We start from the raw sequence: 17266 nt of genomic DNA, 5'->3' as shown, positions 1-17266 counted from the left end.
TTTATATATTGTATGCGTCAAACCAGAAGATTTTCCTTAATTAGTAAACTGTTGAAAATTTCGCAATTTATTGACAATTGTGCCGATAAATTGGGATGGTTATCCAATTGGTTAGTTTTATTGACAATTGGAGTCGGTTTTTTTAATGTTGTCGCCCGCTATATGGGAAGATTCAGTGGTGTACAATTGTCTTCTAATGCCTTATTAGAACTGCAATGGTATTTATTTTCTCTCACTTTTTTGTCGGGATTTGTTTATATTTTACGTCATGGAGAAAATGTGCGGGTTGATTTTTTCTATGCCAATTTTAGTGAAAAAAAACGGGCATTAGTTGATTTTTTTGGGACAATTTTGTTTTTAATTCCCTTTTGTTTAATTGGCATTTGGGTATTATTTAATCCTGTTTTACAATCCTGGGGAAGATTAAGTGATGGTAGTTGGGGGACTTGGGAAATATCCTCTGACGCTAATGGTTTACCCCGTGCCCCAATTAAAACAATGGTTCCCATAGCCTTATTACTGCTACTAATACAAAGTATTTCTCAAGCAATTAAATACCTAGCAGTCATTTTAGGCTATCAACAAGTAGCGGAACAAATTCGTTTAGAAACTTCAGAAAATATCAATATTGAATAGGAGAAAATATGGGTTTTGAATGGTTAGGAATTTTAATGTTTGTCGGCTTTTTCTTTATTCTCATGAGTGGCTATCCTGTCGCTTTTTCCTTTGCTGGCACTGCTATTGTTTTTGGACTTATTGGTACAGTAGTTGGGGCTTTTAATCCCGCTCGTCTTCTACTTTTACCTAATAGTTGGTTTGGCACAATGTCGAACTTTACCTTACTTGCTATTCCCTTTTTTGTTTTTTTGGGTGCAGTTTTAGAAAAGTCAGGATTAGCAGAAGAGTTATTAGAAACTATCGGCATTGTATTAAGTCGTGTCAGGGGAGGATTGGCTTTAGCAGTGGTTTTAGTGGGGACTGTTTTAGCAGCTACAACTGGAGTCGTAGCCGCTACAGTAATTGTGATGGGAATGTTATCATTACCGCTAATGCTACGCTATGGCTATGATAAAAAATTAGCTTCAGGAGTTATTATTGCTTCCGGTACTTTAGCCCAGTTAATTCCTCCCAGTTTAGTTTTAGTGATTCTGAGTGATCAAATTGGTGTTTCCGTTGGAGATTTATTTTTAGGGGCATTAATTCCCGGATTAATGTTATCTGGTGCTTATATTCTCTATATTTTAGGACTAGGTTTTTTTCAACCGGAAAAAGTTCCCCTTATCCCTGATGATGTCGTAATTCCTGAAGGTAATGAATTAATTAAAAAAGTTTTTAAAGCTGTTGTTCCGCCGATTATTTTAATTTTTGCAGTGTTAGGTAGTATTTTCTTTGGTATTGCCACACCCACAGAAGCGGGGGCTGTAGGTGCTGTTGGGGCTTCTATTCTCGCAGCTTTTAATAAACGTCTCACACCACAATTAATTCGTGATGCTGCCCATTCTACCGCAGTGATTACAGCTTTAGTGGTGATGATTTTATTCTGTTCTTCGATGTTTAGTTTAGTATTTGATGCTTTAGGTGGAAAAACTTTTATAACTAATTTATTAATAGGTTTACCTGGAGGATATTGGGGGTTTTTAATTGTTAGTAATATCGTGATTTTTATTTTAGGAGCTTTTCTAGAATTTATTGAAATTTGCTTTATTGCTATGCCTTTATTAGTACCAGCAGCCCAAGCTTTAAATATTGATATGGTGTGGTTTGGTGTGGTAATGGCAGTGAATTTACAAACGGCGTTTATTTCTCCACCAGTGGGATTTTCTTTGTTTTATTTACAAAGTGTTGCCCCTAAAGAAGTGAGTACATTAGATATTCATAAAAGTGCGATTCCTTTTATGGTTTTACAGTTTATTGTGTTGTTAATTGTGATTATTTTCCCGCAAACAGTCCGCTGGTTAATTGATATTTCCGCAACCACTGGGGTTTAAGGCATTTTTGGGCGGTTAGAACCCATTTCTACACAGTAATAGCGTTAGACTGTTGAATCTATATCAAAATCGTGAACTAAGGAGATAAATAAAATGTCAGAAGAAGAGTTTCCACAAAAAATCTTAAATTCACTCGAAGAATTAAAAACTGATGTGGCAAAATCAAATGAGAAATTTGAGGTATACAGGCAAACTACGCAGTCACTGGTTAATTTGGCTTTCGGTTTGATTGCCAGTGCCACGATAATTACGGTGGTGTCATCAGTTTTTAAGAGATAATTTCTAAACGCGTTCTGAACACCAATTACGCTATAGAAGTTGATCAAATCGGCGGTTGGAAACCGCGTTTACAGATGAAAATAAAATTATTCCTAAGCTTCTGGTTTTTTTTGAATGCTACATCTGAAATAGATGACTTAATCAAAACGGCACTAACTAAAATGTTGAGTTAATCCCCTATTTTTCGCTTGTTCTTGCATTTCTTGGATAATGTTATGGCGGTTCTCGGTTGAGTGAGATACAAGGGGGCTGCTTGGGAAAGGAAAGAGTCCGCGATTTGCAGTGGAGTTACCTAATCATCAAAAAAGCCCCTTGTCAAAATACATCATGTATAATATAATTTATCTGTATACATACAAACTCTTCACCCATTCCCATTCCTGGGTTAAGCCATTTCTTAAAGATACTTGGGGTTGATAATTAAGGATTTTCCGGGCTTTGGATACGTCAGCAGCGGTGTGACGGGCATCTCCCATGGCTTTTTCGATATAATGGCGTTTGATGGGTTTAGCGACTATTTCCGCCATGGTATCTAAAACTTCTGATAAAATAACTCTACTGCCGCCGCCAATATTGAAAATTTGCCCTACTGCTTCTGGTACAATAGTAGCAGCTAAGTTAGCAGCGATCGCATCACTGACAAAAGTAAAATCTCTGGTCTGGTTTCCGTCACCATAAACGGGAATTGCTTCGTCCTGCAACACTGCTTTAAAAAACTTATGAAATGCCATATCTGGCCGTTGTCTTGGTCCATAGACCGTAAAATAACGTAAGGACACAAAGGGGACACCAAAGTTTTTATGATATAACATTCCCAACTGTTCAGCCGCTAATTTAGTAATACCATAAGGTGACACAGGTAAAGGTTTAATTTCTTCATGGGTTGGTAATGTTTCCGCGTCACCATATATGCTAGATGTAGATGCAAACACTAATCTTTTTAAATTTTCAGCATCTTTAACAGCTTCTAATAAAACTTGTGTAGCGTTAATATTCCGTTCAGTATAAGCTCGAAAACCCTTCCCCCAACTGGCTCTAACTCCAGCTTGGGCCGCTTGATGATAAACTAATTGGACATCTAAAAGCAGTTTTTGCCAATCTAAAAATTGTATATCCCCTTCTACTAAAGTAAAATTGGGGTAATGTTGAAAATTGGCGATATTTTTCCACTTCAACAGGGGATCATAATAATCATTAAATTCATCAATACCAATTACCTCTTCTCCCTGTTTTAATAATGTTTCAGCTAAGTGAGAACCAATAAAACCCGCAACTCCAGTGACAATGATCTTAGTCATTTTATATTTTGTGATTTGGCTGTAATTTTGTTTAACAGCCTAATATTAATTATTTATAACTTAGTCTAACTAAGGACATAATTTTTCCATAGATATTCAATAATTTACTGAAAAAATATAAATCTTTACAAAATCAACAAATAGGGAGATACCCAACTTCTGCAAGAAGTCGGGTATCTATTTTCTCCGTAGCTTCTATCTATAATCCTGTCTTTGAATATCCCGTAATCTAGCAGCATCACGCATATTATAATCACTACGAGTAAAGCGATTTAACTGCATTTCAAAAAATTCTCGATTTGCTTGTAAATGCTGGGGATTTTCATCATCTAAAGGATATAAAAGAGCAGTTCTTAAAGCTTGAATTACCGCAGATGTTACATTGTACATGGAACGTTGAAAAGTAATTCCCAATTGAATTAAAATATCTTCTTCTCCTCGACAATATTGTTGATAATAATCAACAAGATATTGAGGCAAAAAATGCAACATATCTTGCATTAATAATGTCGGAGGAATACCTGCTGTACCGACGGGAAATACATCAGCATACAGAATACCATAATGGAAGTCTTTTTGGTCTTCTGGAACTTCCCCTGCTTGAGCATTATATGACTTTGTGCCTCTAAATGGTGCGGTGCGATAAAAAACGGCTTCCACATAGGGTAAAGCGGCTTCATATAACCAGGTAAACGCTTTTGATTTGGGGATAATTTCATAACATTCACCGTCAATATAAACATGATGATAAATGGGGCGGCCGGCAATAGCAAATATACCATTGATGAGAAAGTTCATAGCATCAGGTACACTTTTGAAACCACCTTCATCATAAATATCTGACATTTCAAAAAACACCGGTGCCATGACTTCCCAGAAAAGTCCTAAATTAGAATAATAGGACATCATGCGGCACTGTTCCAAAAACATATCAGGAAACAGTTTATAAAGTCCCAACATTAGAGGATTTTTCCGAAAATAAGCCTTAATTGCTTTATCTGCATTGGCTTGATATTCGGCTGAATCTAAATAAGCATCAAATTGGTTTACTGGTGCATACATTTTACGGTGCCAAAGCATAGCCTGCATACAAGCTTCCGCAAATTCCATGTTGATTCTATCATGGAATAAATGATGGAATATTTTCGGCATTTTGATGGTTTCACCTTTTTCCATAAATGCCAAAAGTTCTGGGTGTGCAGTAGCTTCACCGCGCCAAATTCTTAAATCAGCATCATCACCTGCATAGTGATTATGCAGGTCTAAATATTCCTGTGGTAAGAAGTATTTAAAAGCTGGTAAAGGATTTAAAAATACCCTTTCAGCAATATATAATAAATCTCGCCAATAAAAATCCATCGGTACAGCATAAGCTTTATAAATACCGATAATTTGCATTAAATTTTCTGGGGTATCTGGTAACATTGAACCACCAGCTTCTAAACGATGAATAATTTCTGCAAATTCGTGTTTTGAAGGAGGAATTTTGGCTTTTGGTTTTTCTGAAGTTTGTACCATATTATTTTTGTTTTGGGTTTATTTGTTGGCTTCTACACGCGCCTGGAATTTAAGTTCCAGGCTACTAGCTAAAGTTTACTAAAGCAAACTAAGGATTTTCTTGTTCCCATACTCTGTGTGGGAATTAATTTTAGAAGGTTCTGCCTTCAATAATATTAGAATTAGAGGCACAGCCTCTGTGATAGCATTCCCAGTCGGAGACTGGGAACGAGATAACGAGATATTGATCATAATTACTTTAAGGCAATTACGGATTTTTCGGTGGGGGAAATTGCGGCTACCATAGCGGTAGTTGTGGTTTCACTCCAACGCACTAACCAGGTGGGTTGTACTCCCAAAAAGATAATTAACAATGCTAAAATTAGTGCCGGAATTTTTTCTGCCCAGACGACTCTAGGGTAGTAAGCTAAGTTATTTTGCAATTTACCAAAACAGGTACGGTTAAGAAGAATGACAAAATAAACTGCGGTTAAACCAGAGGCAACTACACATAAAATTGTGGGAACTGGAAAGGTAGAAAAACTGCCTTGAAAGGAAATAAATTCAGCAATGAAACCGGTTAAACCGGGAATACCAGAACTAGCCATACCACCTAAAACTAGCAAGGCACTAATTAATGGTAAACCGCGAATAGGACTCATTAAACCATTGAGTTTATCTAATTCTCTTGTACCAACTTTAGTTTCAATCACTCCCACTAAATGAAAGAGAATAGCGAGAATAATTCCATGACTAAACATTTGGGCTACTGCACCAACTAATGCTAAAGGTGTGGCTGCGGCTGCTGCTAGTAAAATATAGCCCATGTGGCCGATAGAACTATATGCTACCATGCGTTTGATGTCTTTTTGGGCAATGGCTACAACCGCCCCATAAATCGCGCTAATTGCTCCCCAAATTGCCAATGTTGGGGCGATAATATGCCAAGCTTGGGGAAACATTCCTAAACCAAATCTTAATAGGCCATAAGTTCCTAATTTGGCTAATATTCCACCTAATAAAATAGCGATAGGTGCGGAAGCTTCTACGTAAGCATCTGGTAGCCAGGTATGGAAGGGAATTAAGGGAATTTTGATCCCAAAACCTACAACTATTCCTGCTAATAATATTAATTGCATTCCCGCAGAAATCTTTTCAGTGGCAACAGCATCAAAAGCAAAACTGTGAGAACCTGTTAACCATACCATCCCTAAAAATGTGGCTAAAATTAAAGCCCCGGAAATGGCTGTATAAATCAGAAATTTCATGCCAGCATAAGCTCGTTTTTCCCCTCCCCAAATGGAAATTAGTAAATAAAAGGGGATTAATTCCAATTCATAAAACAGGAAAAACAGAAGCAAATTTTGTGATAAGAAAGCACCAGCCACCCCACCACTAACAAACAAAATCAGGGCATAAAATAACCGAGGACGTTCTGTATCTTTACTGCTGCTGTAAATAGCAATCCAACTGAGGAAGCTATTTAATACTAACATTAATATTGATAATCCATCTACTCCTAATTGATAACTCAACCCCAGGGTTTCATTCCAGGGTAAATATTCGGTAAATTGCGCCCCGGAATTGGTGAGATCAAATTTGAACAAAATCAAAATATTCCACAGCAACACTAACCCTGTAATGATTAACGATGCTAAACGAATTTGATTTGCGGGAATATCTTTTTTTGGATAAAAAGCGATGATTATAGCGGCTATAATTGGTAGCCAAATTAAAACACTCAACATATTTCTGATCTGGGAATTGGTAATTGGTAATGCTATAAGTTAGGTGCAAATTAAAAAATTAATTTCATAAACTGCACACCCCAAAAAGGCCATGACAACCAAGCGCCTAAAACACCTACTCCTAAAAGCACTGTCAGGGCATAGGTTTGAGTTTGTCCATTGTTACTATATTTTAACCCTTCACCACCTAAAAGAGAGAATAAACCCACAAAGTTGACAATACCATCTACTACGAATCTATCTAGGATATCGGCAAATTTAGAAAGTTGGGCAACGCCGAAAATAATGGTGATTTTGTACAGTTTCGGAGTGTAAAAATCGTAAGCAAATAAATTTTGTAAACCTTGCCAGGGTAAACGAATTGGTTTAGGAATGTTGCCTAAATAGATGATGCTGCTAATACTGCAACCGAATATACTTGACCAAATTAATAATAGGGCAACGTCTTTATTTAATGTTGCCCAGTCAGGAAGCAATGACAAGCTTTGTAATACTAAAGGCAGGTGTAAAACAAAGCCCGATAAAATCATCATTGGTAAAACCATTAACCAAATAGCTTCGGGGGAACGTTCACTCATTTGTTTGGGTTTACCAGCAAAAATTAAACCAAATTCCCTAGTTAAACTAAATGTGGTTAAGGCATTAACAACAATAACTATTCCTACTAAAGTCGGATGTGTTGCCCATAAACCATCGGCTAGTTTAAACAATGCCCAAAAACTACCTAAAGGGGGAAAACCTATTAAACCCAATGTACCAATAATAAATGCTAAACCGGACATGGGACGACGTGACCATAATCCACCTAATTGGGTAACATCTTGGGTGACACTATTCCAAACAATTCCTCCTGTACTCATGACTAGTAATGCAGAGGATAAAGCATGGGTGAGGACTAATAGCAGCGCGGCTTCATTTTGTTGTGTGCCTACGGCAATAAATACCAAGCCCATGTAAACACTAACACAATAGGATAAACAGCGTTTAATGTCAATTTGAGCGATCGCAATTAACGCCCCACCAATAGCTGTTACTGTACCAATAGCCACCATTACAGAAGCTGCGACGGGAGATAAACTAAATACAGGTTGTAATTTAATTAACACCCATGCCCCACTGGCGACGACCACCGAATTTCGTAAAATTGTACTAGGAACAGGTCCTTCCATTGCTTCATCTAACCACAAATGCAAGGGAAATTGGGCGCATTTACCCATCGGACCTGCAATTAAGCCCAAACATACTAAGGTAATAATTGTGGGGTCAACATTTGCAGTAGCCGCCCAAGCAGTCAACTCTGTATAATTCCAAGTCCCTGAAAGTGTCCAAAGTCCTAAAACACCCATTAACAAAAACAAGTCTCCTACCCGTTTGGTTAAAAAAGCATCTCGCGCCCCAGTCACTACCAAAGGCTGACTAAACCACAACCCTACTAATAGGTAAGTTCCCAAGGTGAGGACTTCCAGAATTACATAAGTGGAAAATAAATCGTTACACAAAACTAAGCCACAAAGACCTGCTTCAAATAATCCCAATAAGGAAAAGAAACGTCCCCAACCCCAGTCCATTTCCATGTAACCAATAGCGTATATCTGCGCCAGCAAGTTCAAGCCAGTAATAATAATTAACGCCCCCACGCTGACAGCAGAAATTTCTAAATTAATGGTGAGATTTAAACCTGCTGTCGACAACCAAGGAATAAATACTTCTTTAGCTGGATGATTCCAGGTAGCAAAGAAAGCAAGAACAGCATGAACAAATGAGCAAAAGGTCATAACTGCGTTTACGTATCCCGCTGGTCGAGGACCCGTTTTGCGAATTATTCCTGGTGACCAGGGTATGGCTAAAAGCCCACCTATCAAAGCATAAACCGGGACTAGCCAAATAGTATCTAGTAAATACTGACCCATTCAATTACCTCTACAATTTGCAGCAAAACTTAAAGAAAACACAGCAAATACCGTTGATCCCTATCAATCTAGTGATCATTGATAATCGCAATTTATTTTTATTTAATATTATTATGAATAGTGTACCCTTATCTGTAACAAAAATAAATTATTTAAGTAGATGAATTTGCAATGATTTCCGTAAGTGATTCTTATATTTCTGTACATTGGATTATTAAATAGTAACCATCAGGTTTAATCTATAGATTAACTTTTCAAGCAGTATCTATAATCTAGGGGCAGTATTTACCACCCCATTTTTTTATACTTTAACAAGTATCTGACATGGGGACTCATGTAAATTACTGATTGCAATAACTACTTGTGGGCTGAGTTGGCTAATAGGGGCTGGTTTCATATCCCGATAATCAATAATTTGGACAACAATGAGGTAAGCAATAGCCAGAAGTATAGAAATTACCCCTGTAATAATCGCAACTATCTGAGAACGGTTCATTAGTATTTCCTGCAAATCAAGTATGATTGTAGAGACGTTCCATGGAACATCTCTACAAGGATTCTAAAAGATAAATCTAGTTTAAGTAGATGAACAGAAAAATTTAAATGTATGTGAAGAAAAGTAAAATCACTCAAAACTCTCTTCCTGTTCCCTGTTCCCTGTTCCCTGTTCCCTTGCCCCAACGACAATTTTTAACGCCCACCTACTTAGGTGCAATATTAAGTATTTTCTATGATTTTTATTTCTTCTGCTGTTAATTCGTAAAGTTGATCTATTTCTGTTTCAATATTTTTAACATCTTTACCATTAGCATCAAGACATTTTTGCAGAAGCTTTTCTATAGTTTTACGCTGTGATTCCGTTCTAAAAGGGTTGATTTTCAGAAATGCTTTATTTAATGATTCCCTGGGTTGTAGTTTCTGTAAGTTCATTTATTTTTCATCCAAAAAATGTAATTCTCATATCCCCAAATTCTCAAAATTAATAATTTATAATTGGTGACGGGTGATAAGTAGAATAGTTAATTATTCCCTACACCCTACACCCTACATCCTACTACTTGTTACCTTGCGCCCAAATTCGGGTAGGTAATCCCCAAACGTAGATAAAACCTTCCGCAGCTTTGTGATCAAATTGATCATCTGCGCCATAAGTCGCTAAATCAGGAGTATATAGAGTATTATCGCTCCAACGCCCCACAATTATAGCATTACCTTTAAATAGCTTTAAACGCACCACACCAGAAACTCTTTCTTGTGTTTGTTGAATAAAAGCATCTAAAGCAGCTTTGAGAGGACTATACCAAAGTCCATTATATACAAGTTTAGTATAAGTTTCTTCTATACCTCGCTTGTATTGAGTGACATCTGCTGTTAAAGTGAGACTTTCTAAGTCACGGTGAGCATTAATTAAAACTACCATTGCTGGTGATTCGTAGATTTCCCGTGATTTAATCCCGACTAAGCGGTTCTCAATCATGTCAATGCGGCCAATACCATGATTTCCCACAATTTTATTGAGTTGTTCAATTAACTCAACCGGGTTTTTTGCTGTCCCGTTAATGGTGGTAGGAAGTCCTTTCTGGAAGCCAATTTCTAGATATTCTGGCTCCTTGGGAGTATCAGCTATGGCTTTGGTCATTTCATAGATTTCTTCCGGTGGTTCGTTTGCTGGGTCCTCTAATGTACCAGCTTCAATACTGCGACCAAGTAAGTTTTTATCTATACTGAAGGGAGAGGATTTTTTCACCGGTGCGGGAATACCAAACTTCTCACCATAAGCAATGGTTTGCTCTCGACTCATGCCCCATTCTCTGGCTGGTGCTAATATCTTCAAGTTAGGGTTGAGGGCTGCACAGGAAACGTCAAAGCGCACCTGGTCATTACCTTTACCTGTACAACCGTGAGCGATCGCATCTGCACCATATTTTGCAGCCGCCTCTACCAGTATCTTAGCAATTAAAGGCCGAGCCAGGGCTGTACCAAGAGGATAGCGATTTTCATAAAGGGCGTTAGCTTGAATTGACGGAAATGCGTAATCTTTAACAAATATATCCTTAACATCCGCTACTAAAGACTCACTTGCACCCGATTTCAGGGCTTTTTCTCGAACTGGCTCTAATTCATCTCCCTGGCCTAAATCTGCTGCTAGGGTAATTATCTCTTCTACTCCCCACTCTTGTTTTAAATAGGGAATACAAACGGAAGTATCAACTCCACCAGAATATGCTAAAATAACCTTTTTGGCGCGACCCATGAATTTCTCCACTCAGTAAAACAAAGAATGAGTCATCATTATATCTGACTTGCCTAGCGTATATTTTTTTGTGCAACAGTAACTTTGGCATATTTGTCTTATTCTAAAATATGAGCAACAGTATTTTGGGTGAAAATGTGTTTTTTAGTATTGTTATTCCCACATATAATCGCTTACCAATTTTAGAAAAGTGTCTCCGCGCTTTAGAGAACCAGGAGTTCAACAACAAAAAAGATATCAAAGATTATGAAGTTATATTAGTAGATGACGGTTCTACTGATGGTACTTTAAATTGGTTGGCAACGCATAAAGATGAATTTCCCCATGTCCACTGCTTTGAACAAGTCCATGCAGGACCGGCTGCGGCACGAAATTTAGGAGTAGAAAAGGCGCAAGGTGACACAATTATTTTTATTGATAGTGATTTAGTGGTTTTATCTAATTTCCTGCAAGCTCATACAAATGCTTTGATACAAGGAAAAGAGAAGTTAGGAAGCGACAGCTTTTTTACCTATGGTGCTGTAATTAATACCTCTAATTTCGCCAATCCTACTGCGGAACCTTATAAAATCACAGATTTTTCTGCTGCTTTCTTTGCTACGGGTAATGTCGCTATTCCTAAACATTGGTTAGTGAAAGCTGGGTTATTTGATAATAGTTTTCAACTCTATGGTTGGGAAGATTTAGAATTAGGTGTCAGGTTAAAAAACTTGGGTTTAAAATTAATTAAATGTCCTGAAGCTGTCGGTTATCATTGGCATCCACCATTTACTTTACAACAAATTCCTAAGTTAATTGATCAAGAAATTCAACGGGGAAGAATGGGAGTTTTATTTTATCAAAAACATTCCACCTGGGAAGTAAAAATGATGATTCAAATGACTTGGTTTCATCGTTTATTGTGGGGGATTCTGTCCTTAAATGGGTTCTTAAATGAAAAAACAATGTCTCCGTTTTTACAATGGTTGATTGATTTGGGAAAACCGCAACTAGCTTTAGAAGTGGCACGGATTTTCTTAAACTGGTATAATGTCAAGGGTGTTTATGCGGCCTATGCTGAAATGCGGAGTAAATAGACCTCCTTTATTTAATTTCTAGAGATGTCTAATGATTTTTTCACGCAGAGATGCAGAGACTGGGAGAGTTAGGGTAGATTTTAAACGCATATTTAATTTTTAATTTTTGGAGACGTTTAATCATAGAGACGCTGTATAAAACGTCTCTATAAGATTTCCCCGGTGAAAAGGTGGGATTAACCCATCAAAATCACAGTATCAATAACATGAATCACGCCATTATCTGCAACAATATCGGCGGCTAAAACTGTAGCATTTTTTACCTCAAAACCATGATCACAATTGATTTTAATAGGAGAACCTTCCACAGAAGTTACTGTACCCAGTTTTGCCAAATCATCCTTTGTTAATTTGCCAGGAACGACATGATAGGTTAAAATTCGTGCTAACTGGGGCAGGTTTTGTAATAAGGTTGTAATTGTACCGGGGGGTAATTTAGCAAAAGCATCATCAGTGGGTGCAAACACGGTGAATGGACCGGGACTTTTTAATGTTTCTACTAACCCAGCAGCGGACACAGCCGCTACCAAGGTTTTAAACGCATCATTACTAACTGCAATATCAACAATATCAGCCATTAATTTTACCTCACCTTATATCTAGCAAAGGTTCTAGAAAATAGTAAATCATGTTTAAGTTTAATTAGCTACAATTCTGGTAAAATCTGACCTGATGATTTTTCTATACATAATATGGTTAAACGCACTTATGCAATATTGGGAACTGGTGCATTAGGCGGATTTTATGGTGCAAAACTGCAAAAATCCGGTTTAGAAGTTCACTATTTACTCAAAAGTGATTATCAACAGGTAAGGGAAAACGGTTTAATCATTGAGTCTAAAGACGGTGACTTTACCCTCCCCCAAGTTAATGCTTATAACAATGTAGAAAAGATGCCACAGTGTGATGTGGTAATAGTATCATTAAAAACTACTCAAAATCAACTTTTACGCGATTTATTACCACCAATAGTTAAAGATAATGGAACGGTATTAGTATTACAAAATGGACTGGATATAGAGGCAGAAGTTGCGGAAATTGTCAGCAATGTTAGCATTATTGGCGGCTTATGTTTTCTCTGTTCTAATAAAGTTGCACCAGGGCATATTCATCATTTAGATTATGGACAAATTACTTTGGGGGAATATACATCTAATTATCAATTAACTGGCATTACTCAAAAAATGCGGGAAGTTACAGCAGATTTTGAAAATGCGGGCATATCCATAGAACTATTAGAAGATTTACTATTAGGACGGTGGAAAAAATTAGTCTGGAATATTCCCTACAATGGTTTATCTGTAATTCTTGATGCGAGAACTGATGAATTAATGGCAGATATTCATACTCGACAATTAGTAGAAAATTTGATGTGGGAAGTAGCAGCGGGGGCAAAAAGTACAGGGAGAATTATTCCTGAAAGTTTTATTCAAACCATGTTAGATTACACCGTAAAAATGAAACCCTATCGCACTAGTATGAAAATTGATTTTGATGAATTTCGTCCTTTAGAGATAGAAGCAATTTTTGGTAATCCATTTAGAAAAGCCGAAGCAGCGGGTGTAAATTTACAACAAATTCGCTGTTTATATCAACAATTGAAGTTTTTGGATATGAGAATGAGAAAATAAATTTTAAGTTTAACTAATTTAGGACTTAGGTACAAGTCACTGAATAATGAACCACGAAGGAAAGAGTTTTTCCAGATATTTTGCATAAGTCTTATAATTACTAAGCTAAATTGATCCCCTTTTGTAGTATAGTCGGCTGTAACAGTACCTTGGCGTGAGTTTTTCAGGAGTTAAAGAATGTCCATACCAGCAGACCCAGTTAAATTGATGAAGCAAGAAGTTGGCAAGGCCGCGGCCAATTTGGTAAAATCAGGTTCGATAGTCGGTTTGGGTACAGGTTCAACCACAGCCTACACAATTCAGTATTTAGGAGAACGGCTCAAATCTGGAGAACTTGAGGATATTGTCGGTATTCCCACCTCATTTCAGTCAGAAGTTTTAGCAAAAGAGTATGGCGTTCCCCTGACTACTTTGGACGCTGTGGACCATATTGATATTGCTATAGATGGTGCGGATGAAGTAGATCCTCATAAAAACTTAATTAAAGGTGGTGGTGCGGCACATACCCGCGAAAAAGTTGTAGATTACTTGGCAAAACAGTTTATTGTGGTGGTTGATAGTGGTAAACTGGTGGATAAACTGGGTTCTGTGTTTGCTGTACCCGTAGAAGTCATCCCTATGGCGCTTACTTCTGTCACTAATGCTATTAAAGCGCTCGGTGGTAAGCCAATACTGCGTATGGGTGTAAAAAAAGCAGGACCTGTGATCACTGACCAAGGTAATATGGTTTTAGATGTGACATTTGATAGCATTGATGACCCTGTAAATCTAGAAAAAACCCTGAATAATATTCCTGGTGTTCTGGAAAATGGTATTTTCGTCAATTGTGCAGATATCGTTCTTGTCGGTGAGGTTATTGACGGTAAACCTGTTGTTAGACAGCTTTAATTTTTTGATGTAATGGTGTAAGTTAATGGTTAGAAAAAAGGAAGAAAATGGTTTTTTAGTACCCTTTTTTCTAACTGAAACTTAATAAATTATCTATTGAGTCTGGTATCAGTGAACGGGATTTTTTTGTCTCACCCAGAGGCGCAAAGGTCGCAGAGGAAGGGAGAAATACCTGAACATATTTGATTATTTATATGTTATTTATATGGTTAATACAGCAGTTTCCGAAGTTAGGAGGTAAGCCCAGAAAGAATAGAAATAGATATCGTCATGAAAGCATATTTAACCTATCTCTGATATTTTTTTTCATAAAAACGGGAATTGCTGTGATTGTGGGAGTGTTTCGGAATCAGAAATACCCATGATACAAAAATGGGATTTTGCTGAAAAAGTCGTTTTTTACCTAACAAACAAACTAGCATCGACTTTTAAAAATTTCCCCAAAATATTAGCTTGTTCTTGCGTCACTCCCACCTCACCATTAATTATCTGAGAAACCAAATTACTTGAACCAAAAATAGAAATTAAATCATCTGTTTCCAAACCCTGCGCTTCCAGCAAATGCAAAATTCTTGAAGCAGGAGTAGAAATATTTAACTGATAATGCTGACTTTCAAAGTCTTCAATTAGCCTCATTAATAACTCCAATAAGGTATCTTCTTCTGAAGTTAGATGAGAACGAGAAAGTAAATCTTCCACAACTGCTAAAAACTGCTCATTTTCTTCCTCCGTTTTGATTACTCGTGGTTGATACTGGGACAGTAATTTGCTGTAAGCGTCTGAATTAAAAGTAAGGGTCATTTTTCCAGTAGTCTTTGTCATATTCTGCATGAGTTAAGACATATTTAATATAGATTACCTGTTTATCATAATTAATACTAGAAATCAAACGGTATTTATTGCCTTTAATATTGAAAACTGTGAAATTACCAACAGCTTCAGCTTTAGGATAAACAGATTGTACTTGTACTAAATTACGCCAATCAGCTTTACTAGCAGTAATATACCAGTCGTCAAGAATTTCACAACTGTTTGCGTGTTCCTGACAAAAATCTCTGAGCTTTTTCCGGCTGATAACGTGCATTAAACAAGAAAAATTAAAGACAATAAATAGATAATTTCTAGTTTATCACCAATTACCAATTACCAATTACCCATTACCAATTACCAATTACCAATTACCCATTACCCATTACCCATTACCCATTACCAATTACCCATTATTCATTCTCCTGGGTACAACTAATACTTTATCAACTCGATTTCCGTCCATATCCATAACTTCAAAGCGCATATTATCCCATTCAAAATGATCTGCTGCTGCGGGAATACGTCCTAAATGGGTAATCACAAAACCTCCTAATGTTTGATAATTTCCTCTTTCTTCAGTTTCTAATTCTTCGAGCTCAAATAGTTCTAAAAACTCTTCTATTCCTAACATTCCATCTACTAACCAAGAACCATCTTCCCTTTGTACTGCTTGGGGTTCTTCTTGTCCTGGTCCTGCAGGAACATCACCGACTATTTCACTCATGATATCATTTAGGGTAACTAATCCTTGTATGACTCCATATTCATCTACGACTAAGGCCATGTGAGTCGCGGTTTGCTTAAATAGTTCTAAAACTCTTAATCCCCGTGTACTTTCGGGAACAAATACGGGTTGACGTAATCCTAGGGTTAGATCTAAGGGTTCATTACGTAAACTTCTGGCTAGTAAATCGGTGACAGGAATTATACCCAGAACTGTATCCAATCCCCCTTGACAAACTGGATATCGAGAGTAGGCGCTTTCGGTCATTTTTTGGCGGTTTTCTTCAGCAGGATCTTCCAAGTCTAACCAGACTATATCAGGTCTGGGTGTCATAAAGGAGGTAACGGGGCGATCGCCTAATCGGAAAACCCTTTCTACCATGTCTTGTTCGGCTTCTTCAAAGGTCCCTGCTTCCGTACCTTGTTCGATTAAGATTTTAATTTCTTCTTCTGTGACTTGGGGTTCTTCTGAGGGTGTAATTCCTAAAATTCGCAATACTAGGTCTGTAGATGCACTTAAAAGATAAACTACAGGTGAGGCGATTCTTGCTAAAGCCCGCATAGGTATAGCTACAAAAGCGGCGATTTTTTCAGGGTTATTTAAAGCGAGACGTTTGGGTACGAGTTCACCGACAATTAGGGAAAAATAGGTAATGAGTAAAACAACTATCCCAAAGGCGATCGCATTACTATAATTGGCTAAAATGGGGACTAGCTTAATATAGTCTTCTAGTCTTTTCGCAATAGTAGCACCCCCGAACACACCATTAAGAATATTAATCAGTGTAATCCCCACCTGGACAATAGACAAAAAATGATTGGGAGATTCTGCTAATTTTAATGCAGCCCTAGCGTTAATATCCCCTTGGTTAACTAACTGCTGTAGTCTAACTTTCCGGGACGAGACTACGGCCATTTCCGACATGGAAAACACACCGTTAGCGAAAATTAGCACCAAAATTGTGAAAAGTTCAAAAGAGAGGGAAGACATTTTTAAAATTGCTGGTATAAAGAGTAAAATTATACAGAGTTCCCAAGTTTGGGCTAATGTTAATTAAATCTGACTTATTTTAGTATCCATTATTTTAGGTGATTCTCTCAAATACTTTGACTATAAACAAAGTAGTAGTCAGATTTCTTCTATCTATTAGCAGTTAAGAGTCT

The 17266-nt window shown here is 37.2% G+C and carries 17 protein-coding genes; 6 read left to right on the top strand and 11 right to left on the bottom strand.

What is annotated here, in order from left to right:
• Positions 1–12 precede the first annotated feature (12 nt).
• The 3 genes from H6G25_RS10320 to H6G25_RS10310 all read left to right on the top strand — a co-directional run bounded on the left by H6G25_RS10320 (position 13) and on the right by H6G25_RS10310 (position 2267).
• Complete coding sequence (locus H6G25_RS10320; protein WP_190392403.1) at positions 13–636, top strand: TRAP transporter small permease subunit; 624 nt, start codon at positions 13–15, stop codon at positions 634–636.
• Between the two features lie 8 nt (positions 637–644).
• Positions 645–1988, top strand: a complete 1344-nt coding sequence (locus H6G25_RS10315; RefSeq protein WP_190392402.1) for a TRAP transporter large permease subunit — start codon at positions 645–647, stop codon at positions 1986–1988.
• 93 nt (positions 1989–2081) lie between these two features.
• Complete coding sequence (locus tag H6G25_RS10310; protein WP_190392401.1) at positions 2082–2267, top strand: hypothetical protein; 186 nt, start codon at positions 2082–2084, stop codon at positions 2265–2267.
• Between the two features lie 341 nt (positions 2268–2608).
• Here the strand turns inward: H6G25_RS10310 and H6G25_RS10305 are convergent, their stop codons facing one another.
• The 7 genes from H6G25_RS10305 to H6G25_RS10275 form a co-directional block, all read right to left on the bottom strand.
• Positions 2609–3565, bottom strand: a complete 957-nt coding sequence (locus tag H6G25_RS10305) for an NAD-dependent epimerase/dehydratase family protein (RefSeq protein ID WP_190392400.1) — start codon at positions 3563–3565, stop codon at positions 2609–2611.
• A gap of 195 nt (positions 3566–3760) precedes the next feature.
• The gene (locus H6G25_RS10300; RefSeq protein ID WP_190392399.1) at positions 3761–5083 is read right to left on the bottom strand and encodes a CO2 hydration protein; all 1323 of its coding nucleotides are present in this window, start codon (positions 5081–5083) and stop codon (positions 3761–3763) included.
• A gap of 233 nt (positions 5084–5316) precedes the next feature.
• A complete protein-coding gene (locus H6G25_RS10295) occupies positions 5317–6810 on the bottom strand; it encodes an NADH-quinone oxidoreductase subunit M (RefSeq protein ID WP_028090926.1) in 1494 nt (497 codons plus the stop codon).
• Between the two features lie 50 nt (positions 6811–6860).
• On the bottom strand, positions 6861–8720 hold the full coding sequence (locus tag H6G25_RS10290) for an NAD(P)H-quinone oxidoreductase subunit F (protein ID WP_190392398.1): 1860 nt from the start codon (positions 8718–8720) through the stop codon (positions 6861–6863).
• Positions 8721–9021: 301 nt separating this feature from the next.
• Positions 9022–9216, bottom strand: a complete 195-nt coding sequence (locus tag H6G25_RS10285) for a hypothetical protein (protein WP_190392397.1) — start codon at positions 9214–9216, stop codon at positions 9022–9024.
• Positions 9217–9437: 221 nt separating this feature from the next.
• On the bottom strand, positions 9438–9650 hold the full coding sequence (locus H6G25_RS10280; protein ID WP_190392396.1) for a hypothetical protein: 213 nt from the start codon (positions 9648–9650) through the stop codon (positions 9438–9440).
• Positions 9651–9774: 124 nt separating this feature from the next.
• Complete coding sequence (locus tag H6G25_RS10275; RefSeq protein WP_190392395.1) at positions 9775–10974, bottom strand: argininosuccinate synthase; 1200 nt, start codon at positions 10972–10974, stop codon at positions 9775–9777.
• A 110-nt stretch (positions 10975–11084) separates the two neighbouring features.
• Between H6G25_RS10275 and H6G25_RS10270 the strand changes: the two genes are divergently transcribed.
• Complete coding sequence (locus tag H6G25_RS10270) at positions 11085–12050, top strand: glycosyltransferase (protein WP_190392394.1); 966 nt, start codon at positions 11085–11087, stop codon at positions 12048–12050.
• Positions 12051–12226: 176 nt separating this feature from the next.
• On the opposite strand, the gene H6G25_RS10265 is transcribed toward H6G25_RS10270, so the two are convergent.
• The gene (locus H6G25_RS10265; RefSeq protein WP_028082616.1) at positions 12227–12628 is read right to left on the bottom strand and encodes a fasciclin domain-containing protein; all 402 of its coding nucleotides are present in this window, start codon (positions 12626–12628) and stop codon (positions 12227–12229) included.
• A 114-nt stretch (positions 12629–12742) separates the two neighbouring features.
• Here H6G25_RS10265 and H6G25_RS10260 point away from each other — a divergent pair, with 114 nt between their 5' ends.
• Together H6G25_RS10260 and rpiA are read left to right on the top strand one after the other, a co-directional pair.
• Entirely contained in the window at positions 12743–13681 is a 939-nt protein-coding gene (locus H6G25_RS10260) for a putative 2-dehydropantoate 2-reductase (RefSeq protein WP_190392393.1), read from the top strand.
• 177 nt (positions 13682–13858) lie between these two features.
• Positions 13859–14569 carry a ribose-5-phosphate isomerase RpiA gene (gene rpiA / locus H6G25_RS10255; protein ID WP_190392392.1) on the top strand — a complete coding sequence of 237 codons (711 nt, stop codon included), beginning with the start codon at positions 13859–13861 and terminating at the stop codon, positions 14567–14569.
• Between the two features lie 399 nt (positions 14570–14968).
• Here rpiA and H6G25_RS10250 read toward each other — a convergent pair whose 3' ends face one another.
• The 3 genes from H6G25_RS10250 to H6G25_RS10240 form a co-directional block, all read right to left on the bottom strand.
• Complete coding sequence (locus tag H6G25_RS10250) at positions 14969–15370, bottom strand: transcriptional regulator (RefSeq protein ID WP_242034931.1); 402 nt, start codon at positions 15368–15370, stop codon at positions 14969–14971.
• Complete coding sequence (locus tag H6G25_RS10245) at positions 15354–15653, bottom strand: type II toxin-antitoxin system HigB family toxin (RefSeq protein ID WP_137908881.1); 300 nt, start codon at positions 15651–15653, stop codon at positions 15354–15356. Before H6G25_RS10245 ends, H6G25_RS10250 begins: the two co-directional genes overlap by 17 nt.
• Before the next feature lie 129 nt (positions 15654–15782).
• A complete protein-coding gene (locus tag H6G25_RS10240) occupies positions 15783–17093 on the bottom strand; it encodes a hemolysin family protein (RefSeq protein ID WP_190392390.1) in 1311 nt (436 codons plus the stop codon).
• Positions 17094–17266 lie beyond the last annotated feature (173 nt).

This window comes from Dolichospermum sp. FACHB-1091 (assembly GCF_014697585.1).
Taxonomy (GTDB): Bacteria; Cyanobacteriota; Cyanobacteriia; order Cyanobacteriales; family Nostocaceae; genus Dolichospermum.
This window is presented reverse-complemented; position numbering and strand designations above follow the sequence as displayed.